Origin of the sequence: Nocardia sp. NBC_01009 (assembly GCF_045208035.1) — a bacterium.
GTDB lineage: Bacteria > Actinomycetota > Actinomycetes > Mycobacteriales > Mycobacteriaceae > Nocardia.
The window spans coordinates 2,424,506-2,442,601 of the sequence record NZ_CP108695.1; the positions used below are offsets into that span (position 1 = coordinate 2,424,506).

At 67.8% G+C, this 18,096-nt stretch carries 14 protein-coding genes; 4 read left to right on the forward strand and 10 right to left on the reverse strand.

The features are described 5' to 3' along the window. Positions 1-56 precede the first annotated feature (56 nt). Entirely contained in the window at positions 57-1,142 is a 1,086-nt protein-coding gene (locus tag OHA42_RS10700; protein ID WP_406236607.1) for a hypothetical protein, read from the forward strand. Between the two features lie 91 nt (positions 1,143-1,233). Further along, complete coding sequence (locus tag OHA42_RS10705) at positions 1,234-2,415, forward strand: PLP-dependent aminotransferase family protein (RefSeq protein WP_406239273.1); 1,182 nt, start codon at positions 1,234-1,236, stop codon at positions 2,413-2,415. Positions 2,416-2,842: 427 nt separating this feature from the next. Here OHA42_RS10705 and glpK read toward each other — a convergent pair whose 3' ends face one another. Continuing rightward, positions 2,843-4,342: a glycerol kinase GlpK gene (glpK, locus tag OHA42_RS10710; protein ID WP_406236608.1), complete on the reverse strand. Its 1,500-nt coding sequence runs from the start codon at positions 4,340-4,342 to the stop codon at positions 2,843-2,845. Positions 4,343-4,618: 276 nt separating this feature from the next. On the opposite strand from glpK, the gene OHA42_RS10715 reads away from it, so the two are divergent. Next, positions 4,619-6,352 carry a glycerol-3-phosphate dehydrogenase/oxidase gene (locus tag OHA42_RS10715; RefSeq protein ID WP_406236609.1) on the forward strand — a complete coding sequence of 578 codons (1,734 nt, stop codon included), beginning with the start codon at positions 4,619-4,621 and terminating at the stop codon, positions 6,350-6,352. Between the two features lie 4 nt (positions 6,353-6,356). Here the strand turns inward: OHA42_RS10715 and OHA42_RS10720 are convergent, their stop codons facing one another. The 6 genes from OHA42_RS10720 to OHA42_RS10745 form a co-directional block, all read right to left on the reverse strand. After that, positions 6,357-7,667: a sensor histidine kinase gene (locus OHA42_RS10720; RefSeq protein WP_406236610.1), complete on the reverse strand. Its 1,311-nt coding sequence runs from the start codon at positions 7,665-7,667 to the stop codon at positions 6,357-6,359. Beyond that, positions 7,664-8,338, reverse strand: a complete 675-nt coding sequence (locus tag OHA42_RS10725) for a response regulator transcription factor (protein WP_328409641.1) — start codon at positions 8,336-8,338, stop codon at positions 7,664-7,666. The genes OHA42_RS10720 and OHA42_RS10725 overlap by 4 nt, the downstream gene beginning before the upstream one ends. A 95-nt stretch (positions 8,339-8,433) precedes the next feature. Continuing rightward, a complete protein-coding gene (locus OHA42_RS10730) occupies positions 8,434-8,634 on the reverse strand; it encodes a hypothetical protein (RefSeq protein ID WP_406236611.1) in 201 nt (66 codons plus the stop codon). A 98-nt stretch (positions 8,635-8,732) separates the two neighbouring features. Further along, positions 8,733-9,395: a TetR/AcrR family transcriptional regulator gene (locus tag OHA42_RS10735; RefSeq protein ID WP_406236612.1), complete on the reverse strand. Its 663-nt coding sequence runs from the start codon at positions 9,393-9,395 to the stop codon at positions 8,733-8,735. After that, positions 9,392-10,753: a hydroxysqualene dehydroxylase HpnE gene (hpnE, locus tag OHA42_RS10740; RefSeq protein ID WP_406236613.1), complete on the reverse strand. Its 1,362-nt coding sequence runs from the start codon at positions 10,751-10,753 to the stop codon at positions 9,392-9,394. The genes OHA42_RS10735 and hpnE overlap by 4 nt, the downstream gene beginning before the upstream one ends. Positions 10,754-10,823: 70 nt before the next feature. Continuing rightward, positions 10,824-11,657: an MBL fold metallo-hydrolase gene (locus OHA42_RS10745; RefSeq protein ID WP_406236614.1), complete on the reverse strand. Its 834-nt coding sequence runs from the start codon at positions 11,655-11,657 to the stop codon at positions 10,824-10,826. 32 nt (positions 11,658-11,689) lie between these two features. On the opposite strand from OHA42_RS10745, the gene OHA42_RS10750 reads away from it, so the two are divergent. Beyond that, positions 11,690-11,905 (forward strand): hypothetical protein, encoded by a 216-nt coding sequence (locus tag OHA42_RS10750; protein WP_406236615.1) that lies wholly within the window; start codon positions 11,690-11,692, stop codon positions 11,903-11,905. Positions 11,906-11,933: 28 nt separating this feature from the next. Here OHA42_RS10750 and OHA42_RS10755 read toward each other — a convergent pair whose 3' ends face one another. From OHA42_RS10755 to OHA42_RS10765, 3 genes are all read right to left on the reverse strand, one after another. Next, complete coding sequence (locus OHA42_RS10755) at positions 11,934-12,131, reverse strand: hypothetical protein (protein ID WP_406236616.1); 198 nt, start codon at positions 12,129-12,131, stop codon at positions 11,934-11,936. 135 nt (positions 12,132-12,266) lie between these two features. Then, positions 12,267-13,043: a DNA-formamidopyrimidine glycosylase family protein gene (locus OHA42_RS10760; RefSeq protein ID WP_406236617.1), complete on the reverse strand. Its 777-nt coding sequence runs from the start codon at positions 13,041-13,043 to the stop codon at positions 12,267-12,269. A 99-nt stretch (positions 13,044-13,142) separates the two neighbouring features. Next, positions 13,143-17,984, reverse strand: coding sequence for an ATP-dependent helicase (locus tag OHA42_RS10765; protein WP_406236618.1), 4,842 nt, complete (start codon positions 17,982-17,984; stop codon positions 13,143-13,145). Between the last annotated feature and the right edge of the window lie 112 nt (positions 17,985-18,096).

The window sequence follows — 18,096 nt, forward strand, 5'->3', positions numbered from 1 at the left end:
GGTGGGGCGGTCGTTCGCGACCGCCCCACACGTGTGTCCTGGGGAAAGGATTTGGTGTGGGTTCCGAGGACGATACGAAGGGCAGAGAATCCGGCCAGCCCAGGTCGGAATTCGGTCCACCGATGGGCGACTTCGGCCAGCCGGTATCGGAATTCGGGCCGCCGGTCGGCGAATTCGGCCCTCCCATGGGCGACTTCGGTCCGCCCGTGGACGATTTCGGTCCGCCGACGAGTGGTCAACCGCCGCAGTGGTCGGAGCCCGCGACCGATCATCCCGAGCTGATCTGGCGTCCGGCGGACGAACCGCCGGCGATGCCGCCCCCGCCCGCGCAGTATCGAGCGCCCGACACCACGGTCTTCCCCGATGCGCCGCCGCCCGTGCCGCCGGATCAGCGGGCGCCGCAGCCTCCGGTCGATGCGGACGAAGATCTCACCACTCCCGGTCCACCGGCGGCGCCGCCCGGTGTCGAACGCGATACGTGGTGGAATCAGCCCGCCGACGGCGGCGGTGTCCCGACGCCACCGCCGGCTTCGGAGCCCGGCCTGTCGTGGTCGGACGATCCCATTGCCAAGCGCCTGGCTCCCAGCGCCATCCCGACCCCGGTGTTCACCACGAATCGGCAGAAGAAGGGTTCGCGCGGCCGCTGGATCGCGCTCGGCTCGGTCGCCGCGGCGGCGGTCGTGGGCGCGTTGGTGGCGACCATCATTGCGGTGAACCGCGATAGCGGCGGCGGGTCCGCGGCGCCGCCGCCTGTTACGCCGACAGCCGCATTGAGCTGCCCGGCAAGCAAGGACGGCAAGGTGACCGTCGGCAATGGTGCCGGTGATACCAATAGCGGCGCAGGCGCGATTCTCGGCTTCCAGTACGCGTACTACGTCGAGCGTAGTGGAGAGCGGGCCCGCAGCTACCTCGCGCCGGATGCGGAGTACTTGTCGCCCGCGGAAATCCTGCAGAAGGCCATCAACGAGGAGATCCCGGTGGGCACCACGCATTGCGTCCGGATCGCCGAGACCGCCCCGGACACCTACGATGTGGACCTGACCGAGCACCGTGCCAACGGCACGACCATTGTGTACCCGCAAACGGTCAGCACGGTCGACCGGGACGGCAAGAAGTTGATCTTCGCGGTCCGGGAACGTTGATGAGTTCCCATCATATGGGAAACAGTTTCATATTCTGGTAATTGATCTGGGACAGTTGGGTCACGTGTCCATGGTGTCCCCGGAGGTGCGCATGCCGCCGACTATCCCACCGCTCGCAGGCAAGCTCGGCAGTCTGCAGAGCTCAGCGATCCGCGATCTGCTGAAGCTCACCACCCGGGCCGACGTGATCGGCCTGGCGGGCGGCCTGCCCGATGCTGCGCTGATGCCACGCGAGCGGATCGCCGCCGCCGCGGACACAGCGCTGAGCGGCACCAGCTGCCTGCAGTACACCGAATCGCCCGGCTGGGCGCCGCTGCGCGCCGTACTCGCCGAGCGTGAGTCGGCCCGGCTCGGCCGTGTCGTCCCGATCGACGAGGTGTTCGTCACCCACGGCTCGCAACAGGCGCTGTCGCTGCTTGCCGAGGTACTGCTGGATCCCGGCGCACTGGTAATCGTCGAGGATCCGGCGTATGTCGGTGCGCTACAAGTGTTCCGGGCCGCTGGGGCGCGGATCATCGCGGTGCCGCTGGATGCCGAGGGTATGCGGGTCGACGTGCTCGCGGAGCTGCTCAGGCGCGGCGAACGTCCCGCACTCGTGCACACCGTCAGCAACTTCCACAATCCCGGCGGGGTGACGATGAGCCGTCAGCGTCGTCGCGAACTGGCGGAGCTGGCCGATGCGCACGGCTTCTGGGTGATCGAGGACGATCCATATGGCGAGTTGTGGTTCGACAGCCCCGCCCCCGAACCGGTTGCCACATACTCGAGCAACGTGATTCGGCTCTCCAGCGCTTCGAAGATCCTCTCGCCCAGCCTGCGCGTCGGCTGGATGGTGGCACCGGACCAGGTCTGCCGCGGGGTGGAACTGCTGAAACAGGGGGCGGACCTGTGTGGTTCGGCACTCACCCAGCAGATCGCCGCGGAGCTGCTCGCCGACGAGACCTGGCTTTCCGCCCATGTCGACAACGTCCGCACCGCCTACGGCGCCCGAGCCAAGGCTCTGGTGCACGCGGTGCGCAACCGCTTCGGTGATCGGATCGTCTGCACCGACGCGACCGGTGGCATGTTCGTCTGGGCCGACTTCACCGACGACACCGACACCCAGGCGCTCCTCCCGCGCGCACTGGCCGAAGGTGTCGCCTACGTCCCTGGCTCCGCCTTCGCCGTCGACGGCGGCTACCGCAACTCGATGCGCATGTGCTTCACCACCTCGGATGCCACGACGCTGACCGAGGCTATCGACCGCTTGGCGCGTGCTGTCGCGAATCAGTGACTGCCACATCATCTTTCGGACTGCCAAGCTGATCGATCCTCTTGCTGTGGAGTGAACCGCAGCGGTAGCGTCCGTATTTGATCTCAAAGGGAGGGATTCATGATCGCGAAATTCATTACGGGTGCGCTGATTGCCGGCGGCCTGGTGTTTCTTGCGCCGAGCATTGCCACGGCGGGTCCTTGTCAGCCGGTGACAACCGACTGTCCGCCACCGCCACCGCCGCCCTGCCAGCCGGTGACGACATGGTGCCAACCCGCTGCTCTGCCGCTGTCCGAGTTCTAGTCCACGATCAGCGCGAATCACCGCGGCGTAGCCGTGGGTTGCCTCGCAGAGTGCGAGGTAGCCCACGGCTCCTGCCTCTGAAATGCCATGGCTGGTTTAGCTTGCTCGCCGCGGAATAGGTTGTGCAACTGGAGGTTCGGGTCGATCAAGAGGCCCAGTTGTAGGTTCGTTCCACAGCCTTGTTCCACTCTGCCAGGTGATGGTCGCGGTCCTCGGCAGACATGGTCGGTTCCCAGGTCTTGTCGGCCGCCCAATTGGCGCGGATGTCATCGGTATTCGGCCAGTAGCCGACCGCGAGTCCGGCGGCGTAGGCCGCACCGAGAGCGGTGGTTTCGTTGACCACCGGGCGGACGACCGGGACGTCGAGAATGTCGGATTGGAACTGCATCAGCAGGTCGTTGCCGACCATGCCGCCGTCCACCTTCAGTGTCGTCAGTTCCAGGTCGAGCTGTTCGGATTCGGCATCCGCGCGCATGGCGTCCACTACCTCGCGGGTCTGAAATGCGGTGGACTCCAGTACTGCTCGCGCCAGGTGGCCTTTGTTGACGAAGCGGGTGAGGCCGGCGATCACGCCGCGAGCATCCGGCCGCCAGCGCGGCGCGAACAGCCCGGAAAACGCGGGCACGATATAGGCGCCGCCGTTGTCGTCGACGCTGCGGGCCAGCGGTTCGATCTCCTCGGCCGCCGAGATGATGCCGAGGTTGTCCCGGAACCACTGCACCAGTGAGCCGGTGACCGCGATCGAGCCCTCCAGCGCGTACACCGCGGGCTCGTTGCCGAGCCGGTAGCACGCGGTGGTGAGCAGTCCGTGCTTGCTGACCACCGGCGTCGTCCCGGTGTTCAACAGCATGAAATTGCCGGTGCCATAGGTGTTCTTGGCCTCGCCGGGGGCCAGGCAGGCCTGGCCGAAGGTTGCTGCCTGCTGATCGCCGAGGATGCCTGCGACCGGAATACCGGCCAGTGGGCCCGCCGTGATCGCCGCGTACACCTCCGACGAACTGCGGATCTGCGGCAGCATCGCCTGCGGCACGCCGAATTCCGCGCAGATCTGTGGATCCCATTGCAGCGTGCGAAGATCCATCAGCATGGTGCGCGACGCATTGGTCACATCGGTGATGTGCTCGCCGGTGAGGTTCCACAGCACCCAGCTGTCGATGGTGCCGAAACACAGCTCGCCCGCCTCGGCGCGTGCTGCCGCGCCCTCGACATGATCGAGGATCCAGCGCAGTTTCGGTCCGGCGAAGTAGGTGGACAGCGGCAGGCCGGTGCGGTCCTGATAGCGGGTCGCGCCGTACTCCCCGCCCAGTTCGGTCACCAGCCGGTCGGTGCGGGTGTCCTGCCAGACGATGGCGTTGTAGATCGGCTTGCCGGTGGCGCGTTCCCACACCACCGTTGTCTCGCGCTGATTCGTCACGCCGACCGCCGCGATGTCGTCCGCGCCGAGACCGGTGGTCTGCAAAACCTCGCCGAGGACGAATTCGGTATTGCGCCAGATGGTTTCCGGATCGTGTTCGACCCAGCCCGGCCGCGGGAAGATCTGCTCGTGCTCCCGTTGGGCGACGCCGACCACGCGGCCCTGCCTGTCGAACACGATGCACCGACTCGACGTCGTGCCTTGATCAATGGCGGCCACATAGCGACGCATTTGTGCAGGCTACTAAATGCGGTGCGCGCTGCGGGTCGAACGACGCGACACGGTGGGTGTCGAGCGCGCTGCGCATCGCCTCGCGTGGTGGGTGTCGCCGGACTACTGTGGACCTCGGTTACCCGCGGGTAGCTCCCCGGCGACACGGCCGGTACCACGGCCGGGGATTCGTCCTCGACTCGCATAGCCTGTACCCAGAGCAGCTCGATCGTGTGCCCGTGAAGACCCACAACGTCGTCTACACCCGACGCCGTCGTCGGCTGGAGGAGTCGAGCAATGACCAAGAATCCGCAATCGCAGTTTCTCGGCCCCCAGCAGCGCGCGGCGGCATGGGAGCGGTTCGGCAAGGATCACTTCGATGTCGTCGTGGTGGGCGGTGGCGTGGTCGGGGCCGGAATCGCGCTGGACGCGGCGACCCGCGGCCTCGGTGTTGCCCTGGTCGAGGCGCGTGACCTCGCCTCCGGTACCTCCAGCCGATCCTCGAAGATGTTCCACGGCGGACTTCGGTATCTGGAGCAGCTGGAGTTCGGGCTGGTGCGTGAGGCACTGCGCGAGCGCGAACTCGCGCTGTCCACGCTGGCGCCGCACCTGGTGAAACCACTGTGCTTCCTCTACCCGCTGACCCACCGTGCCTGGGAGCGCCCGTATGTGGCGGCCGGTCTGGTGCTCTACGACACCATGGGTGGCGCCAAATCCGTTCCAGGACAACGTCATCTGTCTCGTCACGGCGCGCTGCGGTTGGCGCCGGGCCTGCGGCCCGATTCGCTGATCGGCGGCGTCAGCTACTACGACACCGTCGTCGACGACGCCAGGCACACGATGACCGTCGCCCGGACCGCCGCGCACTACGGTGCGGTCATCCGCACCTCCACCCAGGTCGTCGGCTTCCTTCGCGAGGCCGACCGCGTCGTCGGAGTGAAGGTCCGCGACAGCGAGGACGGCCGCACCGGCGAGGTCCGCGGTCATGTGGTGATCAACGCGACGGGTGTGTGGACCGACGAGGTGCAGGCGCTCTCGCACAATCGCGGCCGATTTCACGTGCGCGCCTCCAAAGGCGTGCACATCGTGGTGCCCCGCGACCGCATTGTCAGCGATTCCGCCATTATCCTGCGTACCGCCAATTCGGTGCTGTTCGTGATTCCGTGGGGCGCGCATTGGATCATCGGAACCACCGACACCGACTGGAATCTGGACCTCGCGCATCCCGCGGCGACCAAGGCGGATATCGACTACCTGCTCGACCGGGTGAACCGGGTGCTGGTCACGCCGCTCACCCCCGCCGACATCGATGGCGTGTATGCGGGTCTGCGGCCTTTGCTTGCGGGAGAGAGTGATTCGACCTCGAAGCTCTCGCGTGAGCACGCTGTCGCGCGGGTCGCGCCGGGACTCGTCGGTATCGCGGGCGGCAAGTACACCACCTATCGGGTGATGGCCTACGACGCGGTCGACGAAGCGGCGCACGATATTCCGGCCCGGGTGGCACCATCGATCACCGAGAAGGTCCCGTTGCTGGGCGCCGACGGCTATTTCGCGCTGATCAACCAAACGGTGCAGCTGGCCGAGGCCTACGGCGTGCACCCGTACCGGATCGAGCACCTGCTGGACCGCTACGGCTCGCTCATCAACGAGGTGATGGCCATTGCCGACGGCAAACCCGAACTACTGCAACCGATTACGGACGCGCCCTCGTATCTGCAAGTGGAGGCCGTCTACGCGGTGGCGGCGGAGGGCGCGCTGCATCTGGAGGACATTCTGGCCAGGCGGACCAGGATCTCCATCGAGTATTCGCACCGCGGCGCGAACTGCGCCGAACAGGTGGCCGGGCTCGTCGCGCCGATACTCGGCTGGGACGACGACAACATCGACCGCGAGGTGAAGACCTACCAGGCAAGGGTCGAGGCCGAGATCCGCTCGCAGACCCAGCCCGACGACGCCTCCGCCGACGCACTGCGCGTCGCCGCTCCCGAGCCACGCCCGGAGATTCTGGAACCGGTACCGCTGGACAGCTGAGCCGTCAGGCGTGGCCGAGTGACGGCGGCGGCAGGGCGATCGAGACGATGGTGCCGCCACCGGCGGCGGGTTCCATCGATGCGTTGCCGCCGTGCAGGTCCGCGATCCAGGCCACCAGCGCCAGGCCGATGCCGCTGCCGCGTCCCGCGGTCACGCCGCGCTGGAACGGATTGCTCGACAGCTGCGGATTGATGCCTGCACCATGATCGCGGACGCTGACGCGACCGTCTGCCACGTGCACCTCGATCGGCGCGCTGCGGTTCACCGCGCCGTGCACGATCGCATTCTCGATAAGATTGCGTACCGCGAGGCTCAGTAGGCCTGGGTCGCCGATCACCACCGTCGGATGGGCTTGGACAACGATATTCGCCTGCGGAAACTCCTCGACGACCGATTCGGTGAGCTGATCGAGCAGCAGCTGTACCTGCTCCATCGTGGTGACGCCTGCCTGCATGCGCGCCCTGGCGAGCAGACCGGCGACGATGCGCTCCATCCTGTCCCCGAGGGCCCGCGCGTCGGTCAGCGCCCGCTGATTCTCCTGCGGCGCGCGTTCGCGTGGCTCGGTGACCAGCCGCAGCGTGGTCAGCGGGGTGCGCAGTTCGTGGGCCGCATCGCCGAGGAACTGCTCCTGCTCCTCGACCATCACCATGGCTTGGCGCATGCTGCGGCCCGAAAGCAGGTGCCCCGCGATGGCCGAGAGTGCGACGAGCGTGGCGCCGCCGACGACGAGTCCCCAGATCAGCAGCGCTCGATCACGGTCCCACAGGCCAGGATTCGTGCCCGCGATGACGACCGCCTGGATTCGGGAGTCCTCCCACGAGATCGGCGTCGCTGCGATACGGACGGGTCGGCCCATATTGTCGAAGCCGTTGCGGAACACCGTTTCCCCCGCGAAGATGGCGTCGTCGGCCAGGGCGGCGGCACCGTCGTCCGCGGGCAACCAGGTGCGCAGGTGCGCGTAGCTCTCTGTCCACTTGCCGTCGCCGTCGGAGCTGACGATCATGACCGCGGTTTCGCCGTTGGCGAGGGCGTCGTTCTCGAGCTGGCTCAGGTCGAGGATGTCCTCGCCGGGCGGCAGGTTGACGGCTCGGTACAGCCCGGTCACCACGCGGTCGAGGGAATTGTCGATGGCATGGTCGCGTGACCGCGAGTCGATCGTCGCCGCGACCAGCCCGAGGATGATCAGCGACGTCGCGGTGATTGCGGTGATCAGCGCCGTCAGCTGCCAGCGAGTCCGGCGCAGCCTGGCCACCGCGGGCCGGTCGGCGGCCGAGCCGATGGACCTGCCGCCGAGGGGTGCGGGCAGCGAACTCACGGTGCGAATGGTGCACTTCCGATCAGGAAGCCGGTGCCGCGAACGGTCTCGATCACCGGTGGTGCCCCGAGCTTGCGGCGCAATTGCGCGACCACCACGTCGACCACGTTCGACGCGGGTTCGGCCATTTCGTCCCAACAGCATTCGATGAGCTCGGAGCGGGACACGACGCTGCCCGCGCGGGTGGCGAGCAGTTCGAGCACGGCGAATTCCTTGGGGGTCAGCGAGCGCAGGATGCCCGCGCGCTGCACGCGGCGACGCGGCAGATCGATGTCGATGTCGCCGAGCACGATCCGTGCGGGCGCGGGCTGCTCGCGCCGACGACACAGGGCGCGCACCCGCGCGGCGAGTTCGGCCAGCGCGAAGGGCTTGACGAGGTAGTCGTCGGCACCGTTGTCGAAGCCCGCGATCCGGTCTGCGAGCCCGTCGCGCGCGGTCAGTATCAGCACCGGCACTCGCAGGCCTACGGCGCGCTGGGCGGCGACGAGGTGCAGGCCGTCACCGTCGGGCAGCCCGCGGTCGACGACGAGGCAATCGTAGGTGTTGACAGTGATCTTGAGATCGGCGTCGGCGAGGTGGTGGGCGAGGTCCACCGCAAAGCCCGCCGACCGTAGTCCCGCTGCCACCTCGTTGCCGAGACCCTCGTCGTCCTCGATCACCAAAACCCGCACGAGGTCTGAGAATAAGGCACTTCAGACACCGCGTGCGGGCCGGAGTCCGACCGGCCCGACCCCTCCGGGCCGGTCGGTAGTCGGAACTCGATCGATCAGAAGGTGTGCAGGTCCCAGCCTTCGGCGACTTCGACGCACTGCCACTGGGTGCCACCGGTCTTGGGGGAGTTGCCGTCGGCCGCGCAGGCCTCATAGGTTGCGTAGTTTCCGATGAACTCGGCGTTGGCGACGCCGGTGCCGGCGGCGACGGCGCCGAGGGCGAAAATTCCTGCGGCAATGGCGGTCTTGATCTTCATGGTTTGGATTTCCTCTCGTTTCCCCGCGCGGTTCTCCGCGCTGGAACAAGAAAACCAATCGCACTGTGAGGATTTCGTGATGATGACGAAATCGCAGGTCAGCGGGTCTTGTTAGGCACTTCGACGTCCGCGGCCCATGCCACGAGCGAGCGCAGATAACGCAGCACCATGGCGTCCGGGTACCGATCCCGGTCGGTCAGATGCAGTCGAGCCAGTTCTTCCAAGGCCGCCAACATGATCCGCTCGGTCGCGCCGTCCGGGTCGACGGTGACTCCGGTGAAGCGCGACAGATGACGCGCACCGATCGCGCGCGCATAGGCGCGGCCGAGCTCGAGCCGTTCGCGCAGATCGGGCGGACCGCCGTCGGGCGGGCTCAGGATGATCTGCCAGCTGGTCGGTGCGGCGTGTAGATAGGCGAGCACGCCGCGGCCGACCTCGTCGATGTCATAGTTGGTGCCCGACCAGTCGACGCTGCTGACGCCGGCCAGCGCGACGGCCGTCTCACGTTCCAGCAGCGCGGTCATCAGGCCCGACAGGTCGGTGAACTGCTGATACACCAGAGCGCGGGCCACCTGGCTCTCCCGTGCCACGCGATCGATACTCACCGCGCCGAATCCGTCGGCGGCCACGATGTCGCGCGCCACATCCAGCAACTGCGTGCGCCGGTCGGCCGCGGACATGCGGCGCTTCGGCGTGGTGTCGGGCTCTGCGGTGCGTGCCCGGGCCGCGCGGTGCTCGGATGTGGAGCGCTCCGTGGTCACAACACAGACGGTAGCGCAAGCAGCTGGTCCACGGCCTTCGCGGCGCTCTGGACGGCGCTTTCCATGGTGGCCGACCAGTCGGTGGCCGTCCAGTCGCCGGCGAGCACCAGTGTCGGCACCGATGTCCGCTGGTCCGGCCGCAGCCCATGGGTGCCGATCACTTGGGAAAAGGTGGCCTTGGGCATCCGAACCACATGGCCCTGAATCACTTTCGCGTCCGCGGCAGCGGGGTAGTAGCGGCGCAGCAGCTCCATCTGCTCGGCGACGATTGCTTCGTTGGTCTTGTGGATCTGCTGGTAGGCGCCGCTGGTGGTCAGGCAGTACAGCCAGGCCTTGTCGGTGTTGCGGCCGGTCATCCGCTGCCGATCGAAGACCTCGTCGATGACGCCGGTGCCGCCGATCAGCGCCTCGAACTGCGACGTGGTGCCCAGCGGGCGGTCCAGGTAGAGATTGGTGCTCACGATCGGGGTGTAGCCGAGTTTGTCTGCGGCCGCGTAGATCTCGGCGTGCTCCGGTAATTCGTCCAGCAGGCCGCCCACGTTGGAGTTGGGGACCGCGCACACCACCGCGTCGGCGGGCACCACGGTGCCGTCGGCCAGCGCAACGCCGGTCACCACGCCGTCCACGATGTGGATTCGCCGGGCCACCGCGCGTCGGCGGACTTCGACTCCGTGCCGCTGGAAGACCGTTTCGGCGCCGGTGATGAAGAGTGTGTCCAGGTCGGTGGTCGGATAGCCGATGGTGGCAGGTTGCCGATGTTTGATGCCGAGCCGAATTCCGGTGGCCATCACGCCGGCGAGTACTTTCGCCGATTCCTGCTGGACGGGCTCGGCCGCGACGCCGAGTGCGAGCCAGTCCCACAGCGCCTCGCGTGCGGTGGCGGGCATGCCGATCCGTTGGAACCACTGCTCGGTGGTGAGATCGGCGAGATCGGCAGGCTGGTGTAGGCATTGCCAGCCGAGGCGCAGGGTGGCGCGGGCCGCGCGCAGCCGGTCGAGCAGGCTCGCGTCGGGGTGGGCGCCGAACAGGGTGCGCAGTGCGCCGATGCCCTTCGTTGCCATGGTCGCGTGGCGACCATCGGGCCAGCGCAGCGTGGCGTGGTGCGGGAAGGCGACGAACTCGCGGGTTCCGATGCTGGTCAGGTACCGGAAGAGGTGGTCGTAACCGCTGGCGATCACATGCTGGCCATTGTCGGGGAGATCGTCGACCGCATCGACCCTCATGGCGTGGGTTCGGCCGCCGAGCCTGCCTCGACGCTCCAGCAGGGTGACCTGCTTGCCTGCCTCGGCCAGCCAGACAGCGGAGGCGAGCCCGGCCAGCCCGCCTCCGATGACCACATACCGTCGCGGATCGTTCACGGTGCACTCCCTCGATTAACTTACAAAATGCAAGTTAATCGGAAGGGTGTGCGGCGTCAAGGGTTTCGAGTCAGGCCGGCACGTTCTGGAGGGCGCGCAGCTCGGCGGCGTTGTGCGCGGAGAAGGTGGTCACCTCGTCGCCGTGGTCGCGCACCAACTCGCGCAGGCGCTGCTGGTTTTCGATGCGGGGACCGGGCAGCGTCTGCACGCTGCGTTCGAAGATCGAGACGCCGATCGGCTGTCGTGGACGAACGGAGTCCAGCGTGCCGGGATGGAAATACGAGTCGCCCGCCGAGAGCAGCCAGCCGTTGCCGGTGTCGACCGCGACGCCCGCGTGTCCTCTGGTGTGCCCGGACAGCGGGATCAGCAGAATCTCCGGAGGTAGTCCGGTCAACTGTCGCACCGCGTCGAATCCGAACCAGCTTTCCCCGAGGTCGGAATACGCTTCCCAGTGCGGGCCATGCCTGAACTGCGGGGCCTTGTAGCGGAGGCGCTCCCCGGGTCCATGGGTGCCTTCGAGTGAGCGCAGTTCCTCGGCATACACGTGCACCCGCGCGTTCGGGAAGTCGGCGAGGCCGCCCGCATGATCGAGATCGAGGTGGGTGAGCACGATGTCGCGGACGTCCTCGCGGCGGAAGCCCAGTGCCTCTACCTGGTATGCCGTCGTCTGCTCGAGTTCGAGGACCGGGTTGGTAAGGAGTAGGAACTTGCTGCCCAGCCATTCCTTGGGGTGGCGCACCGACTGTTCGCCGAATCCCGTCTCGACCAGGACAAGCCTGGAATCGAGCTCGATCAGCAGGCAGTGGCAGACCATTTCGGCGTGGCGCAACAGGCCGCCGGTGCCGTCGACGAGTCGGCCGCCGAGTGGGCGCATGGTGCCGCCGTTGAGGTGATGGATTCGCATCAGGAGAGCTCTCGTTCGAAGGTGGTGCGGAGATGGTCGCCGACCGCATCGTCGAAGACGGTGGTCAGGTCGCCGCCGCCGAGGATGGTGTCGACGGCTTCGCGCAGGCGGTCGCCGGACTGGGTGAGCGCCTCGGCTGCGAGTTGTTCCTTGCCGCCGGGGAAGTGGAAGTAGAACGAGCCAGGTCGGCGGCGGCATCGAAGAAGCGCTGTCGCGAGCCGGTGCGTGGTGCCATGCTCCGACGGTAGCAGTAACTATGACGACCGGTCTAGTGAATCAGGGAAGGCGCTCGTCGAGATCCTCGGTGGAGATCGAGGGTGGCCGTGGGTCGGGTGTGGTCGAATCGCCCGTCGGCGCAGTCGAATGCGCCAGGCAGTAGGTGAACACCACGGTGGCGGCGATGGCCACGGCGGCAACGAGCAGACGAACGGCAATCGCGAATAGCTGCGACCTTCTGGTCGGGCCACTCATCATTTGCCTGCTCTCATGGTGCTCGCTGACGCCTTCCGATGATGTTGTCGCGCGGCGGTAGAGAAGTATTAGCAATGAAATGGCAAATCACACCGTCAGCAGGGCTTTCTGCGTGTCGGTGTGCACTCGGCGGACCCGTCAGGCCGGTGGCGGCTGGCAGCGCGGGCAGAAGTAGATACCGCGCTCGCGTTGGGTGATGCGGTCGCCCGGGCCGGTTTCGCCGAGCAGGTGGACCACGATCGGGGTGCCGCAGCGTCGGCAGGGGCGGCGGGTGCGGCCATAGGCCAGTGGGCGCCACGGTGGTTCGGTGGCGGCCTTGGTGAGCACCCGATGCGCCTCGTTGACCAGTGCCAGCAGATCGGGAACATCGGCGACTGCGGTGGCCGGGTGCACCCGGCGCAGGAAGCAGATCTCGCTGCGGTAGATATTGCCGATGCCCGCCAGGTTCCGCTGGTCGAGCAGCGCGAGTCCGATCGGTTGCGCGGGGTGCTCGGTCAGCCGCCGCATCGCCTCGGCGACGTCCCAGTTCGCGCCGAGCAGATCGGGACCGAGGTGATCAATTCTGGTGTGCTCGTCTGCACGGCGCAGCACCTCGACAGTGCCGAGGGCGAAGCCGACCGCCTCGGTGTCCTCGGTGCCGAGTACCAGGCGTGCGGTCACCCGCGGCCGGGTCCAGCGTTCCCCGGTGCAGTAGGTGCGCCATTCGCCCTCCATTTTCAGGTGGGTGTGGACGCTGACCTCCGGTGTCCTGATGAACAGGTGCTTGCCGTAGCTGCCGATGCTCTCGATCTGTTGTCCGCGCAGGTCGACGGTGGCGTAGCGGGGCACTCGGAAATCACTGCGGGTCAGCGTCTTTCCGTCGAGCGCGAGGCGCAGCCTGCTCGCGGTCAGGAAAACCGTGTCGCCTTCAGGCATGGGCGGACGGTCGGTCGGTCGACGCGCGGTAGGTTGCGGAGTGGTCGGTGACGGAATGGCCGGATGCAGAGTGGCTGGAGCTGGTCACGACGTAGTGGGTCACGGTTGCCTCCGCAGGCGGAGACCGCGTGGTGTTTGTGCGAAGCCTGCCTCGGCGAGAAAGCCGGCGAAGGTGTTGCCGTGCACGGATTCTCCGTCGACCTTGTCGATCACCAGCGAGTCGACGCGGCGGTCGCGGACCAGACCGGCCAGCGCGGTGGCGGCGGCCTGGCGCGCGTTCGGATCCTCGGTGAACGTGAGCAGCGTCTTGCCGCCGCGTTCCAGGTAGAGCGTCAGCTCGCCATCGATCAGCACGACGATCGCGCCCGCCTTCCGGCCGGGCCGGTGGCCTGCGCCTTCGGTCGATCCCTTGGGCCATGGCAAAGCTGCGCCATAGGGATTGGCGGGATCGCTGGCCGCCAGCGCGAGCGCGGAGCCGGTGTGCTGCCGGTCCTCGGCGGTGTGCGAACGATCGGTGTCGAACGAGCGCAGCCGGTCGACGACATCGGTGGTGGAGAACTGCGCGCCGCCCAGCGAATCGATGAAATAGCCGCGGCGACAACGTCCACGGTCCTCGAACTCGGTGAGCACCCGGTACATGAGCGCGAATCCGCCGGGCACACCTTCGTTCTGGACCGAACCACGGGTCAGCACGCCGTAACGCTCCAACAACATGTCCGCCGTCGCATGCGCGCGAACGGTGTTGTCCGACACCCGATCCGGCAGCAGCGACCACCGGCCCGCGACCGCGGGCGGTCCGGACCGCGTCGGCGTACTCGGCCGTGGCAGGTAGACGCGGCCCCGGGGCGCTCGGCGTGGCATGCGGTGCGCGGTAGTCGTGCGTGCGGTGCCGGACAGTAATGCGCGGACCGGGGCGAAAGTGTCACCCGCGACGACGCCGGCCCACGTCAGCTCCCACAGTGCGGCAGCCACTTTCGCGTCATCCAGCAGCCCGGTCGAGTCGGAGAGGTGGCGGAAGAAATACGCGCCGCCGCCCTGCAGTATCGGCGGCAGTCGCAGTGACGGCGAGCTGCCGTCTGCCACGGAACGATGTCCGGCGGCCATGTCATCGGCCGATATCGTTGGTTCGACCGACGCTGTGGCCTCGATCGGCGTCCACGGTGCGATCGATGCGCCGAGTGCGGTGAGCAGGCGCAGGTGTACCTCGGACAGCTCGATGTCGTCGGTGGGCGGCAGCGTGAAGGGTGCTTGGTCGGCCAGGTGCAGGGCGATCCAGCCGTCCTTGGCGGTGATGGCGCCGTGACCGGACCAGATCACTTCGCCGGCGGCCATCAGTTCGTCGAGCATGGCCGGGGAGTAGTCGCGGACCCGGGCGGGCAGGATCAGCGATTCCCAGGCCGAGGCGGGGATCGGCACGCCCGCCAGCTGTTCCACCACGCTGGCGACGCCGTCCACACCGCGCAGTTCGCCGGTGCCGATGTGCTGCCAGGCCGGTAGGAAACGTCCGAAGGCCGCGGTGGCGACCGGCTCGACCTCGTGCCGTGCTGCCGCCAGTGAGCGGCGACGCAAGCGGCGAAGGACCTGGGTGTCGCACCATTCCGAGCCGCTGGCCGCCGGGGTGAATTCACCTTCCACCACACGCTTTTCGGCAACGAGGCGATGCAGGGCGGTAGCGGCGACGGCGGTGCCGATGCCGAATCGGGCGGCTACCGCCTCGGTGCCGAACGGCCCGTGGGTGCGTGCGTAGCGCCCGACCAGGTCGCCGAGCGGGTCGGCGACCGGTTCGATGAAGGCCGCGGGCGTGCCGATCGGCAGTGGCACTCCGAGCGCGTCGCGCAGCCGGGCGGCGTCCTCCACCGCCACCCACCAGGTGCGGCCCGCGAAGGTAACCTCCAGCGCCCGACGCGCTTTCACCAGTTCGGCGAACCATTCGGCGGGGTCGGTATCCGATCGGGCGTCATCGGCGCGAGGGCTGCTCGCTCGATCCGGATCGGTATCCGGATCGGTGTCGCCTGGGCGGACGCACCGCGCGGTCGCCTCGTCGGCGGTGAGCGGCCCGAGCAGGCGCAACAGGTCGGCCAAACCCTCGGCATCGCGGGCTCGGCGTTCCGGGGTCAGCCGTTGCAGTTCCCGCTCGGTCTGCTCGATGATCGCCGCATCCAATAGTTCGCGCAGCTCCACCCGGCCGAGCAGTTCCGCGAGCAGGCTGGAGTCCAAGGACAGTGCCGCGGCGCGGCGCTCGGCGAGCGGGCTGTCGCCGTCGTACATGAACTGCCCGATGTAGTCGAACAAGAGGGCGTTGGCAAACGGCGACGGCGTCGCGGTCTCCACCTCCACCAGCCGCAGTTGGCGGCGCGCCACCCGGCCGAGCAGGTCGCGCAGTGACGGCAGGTCGTAGACGTCACGCAGGCATTCACGCACCGTCTCCAACAGGATCGGGAAGTCGGGGAACTTGCGCGCCACATCCAGCAGCTGCGCCGAGCGCTGACGCTGCTGCCACAGCGGGGCCCGCTTGCCGGGATCGCGCCGTGGCAGCAGCAGCGCCCGCGCGGCGCACTCCCGGAAGCGGGAGGCGAACAGCGCGGAACCGCCGACCTGCTCGGTGACGATCTCATCGATCTCGTCGGGCTCGAACACGAAAAGCTCTGCGCCGGGCGGATCATCGGTGGTGTCGGGCAGCCGCACCACGATGCCGTCGTCGGAGGAGGTCGGGCTGGCGTCGACACCGAATCGCTCGCGCAGCCTCGCGCCGATGGCCAATGCCCATGGCGCGTGCACCGGCTGCCCATAGGGCGAGTGCAGCACCAGCCGCCAGTCCCCGAGCTCGTCGCGGAAGCGTTCCACGATCAACGTTCGATCGGTGGGCAGTTGACCGGTGGCGGTGCGCTGCTCCTCGAGCAGGGCGAGCAGGTTGGTCGCCGCGTTGTCGTCGAGGCCCGCGCCCTGCACGATCTGCGCGAAGCCGGCGCCTGCGCCATTGTGCGACGAATCGGCCACACCTGCCGCCGTCGCCGAGACACCGGTCTTACTGCGCGACGATCGTTTCCGAGGCGCGTCGGCAGTAGCTGTGGTGCGCTGCGCAAGGGCCGCGGTGGAGTCTTGTCCGGCTTTGCGGATGAATTCGCCCAATGCCGCGCCGAGTTCCGCGGGGCGGCCGAGTCCGTCGCCGTGCCAGAACGGCAGGCGGCCCGGCTGCCCGAACGCGGGGGTCACCAATACCCGGTCGAAGGTGATCTCCTCGATCCGCCAGCTGGTCGCACCGAGGGCGAAGACATCGCCGACGCGGGATTCGTACACCATCTCCTCGTCGAGTTCGCCGACCCGCGAGGCTTTTTCGCCGACCATGTACACCGCGAACATGCCGCGGTCGGGGATCGCGCCACCGGAGGTCACCGCGAGTCGTTGCGCGCCCGGCCGCCCGGTCAGTGTGCCCGCGTCCCGGTCCCACACCACCCGTGGTCGCAGCTCGGCGAACTCGTCGGAGGGGTAGCGGCCGGACAGCAGATCCAGTACCGACTCATAAGCCGAACGCGGCAGCGCCGCGTAACTGCCGGTGCCGCGCACTGTTTCGAACCACCCGTCGACGTCGATCGATTCGAGCGCGCACGCGGCGACCGTCTGCTGCGCCAGAATGTCCAGCGGATGCGCTGGGATCTGGATCGCCTCGATCTGTCCTGCGGTCATGCGCTGCGAGGCGACCGCGCAGTGGATCACATCGGTGCGATGCTTCGGGAACAGCACGCCGCGGGAGATCTCCCCGACCTGGTGCCCGGCACGCCCGATCCGCTGCAAGCCGCTTGCCACCGAGGGCGGTGCCTCCACCTGCACCACCAGATCGACTGCGCCCATGTCGATGCCGAGCTCGAGACTGCTGGTGGCCACCACGCAGCGCAGTCGGCCGGTCTTGAGGTCGTCCTCGATGAGCGCGCGCTGCTCCTTGCTCACCGAACCGTGGTGCGCCCGCGCAAGTAGCTGCCCGGCGCCATGGATCACTTCCGTGGACGCCCCGAGCAGCGCGGGCGGCTTGTGCTCGGTTTCGACGGGCTCGCCGATGCGCGCCGCGTAGGTTTCGTTGAGCCGCGCGGTGAGTCGTTCGGCCAGGCGTCGGGAGTTGGCGAAGACGATGGAGGAGTGGTGCTCGAGCACCAGGTCCACGATCGCGTCGTCCACATGTGGCCAGATGGAACCCGGCTGGTCGGAGTCGCCCGGCTCGGTCATGTCCGCCACCGGTACGCGCACCGACAGGTCGAAGGTCTTCGGTGCGGGTGGCGACACGATGGTGATCGGCGCATTGCCGACCAAGAATCGCCCGACCTCCTCGCGCGGCCGCACGGTCGCCGAGAGACCGATCCGCTGCACCGGGCGCTCGGTCATCAGATCCAGCCGGGCCAGCGACAACGCCAGATGCGCGCCACGTTTCCCACCCGCAATGGCGTGCACCTCGTCCACTATCACCGTGTGGACATCGCTGAGGGTTTCCCGCGCCGCGGAAGTCAGCATGAGGAACAAGGATTCCGGTGTGGTGATCAGGATGTCCGGCGGTGTGCGCTGCATCGACCGCCGGTCTGCCGCGCTGGTGTCGCCCGACCTGACCCCGACCGTGATGGCAGGCGGATCGAGGCCGAGCCGTCCGGCCGTCTGCGTGACACCGACCAGCGGCGCGCGCAGGTTGCGTTCCACATCGACCGCCAGCGCTTTGAGCGGTGACACATAGAGCACCGAGGTACCGCGGCCAGCGGGCTTGCCTTCGGGTTTCGGCCGGCTCGCGAGCTGATCGATCGCCCACAGAAACGCCGACAACGTCTTTCCCGACCCGGTCGGCGCCACCACCAATGTGTGCTCACCTGCCGCGATGGCCTTCCATGCGCCCAGCTGAGCGGCGGTCGGTGCGGGAAAGGCCCCGTCGAACCACTCCTGGGTCGCGGTGGAGAACTGAGCCATGGCACCAGTCTGCACCTGGGCACCGACAACTCATCCGGCCGTGCAGGTAACCCGGCGGCGGCGTCCCCGTCCTGCCCACTGTCCGAGCGAAGGCAGAGCAATCGAATAACGG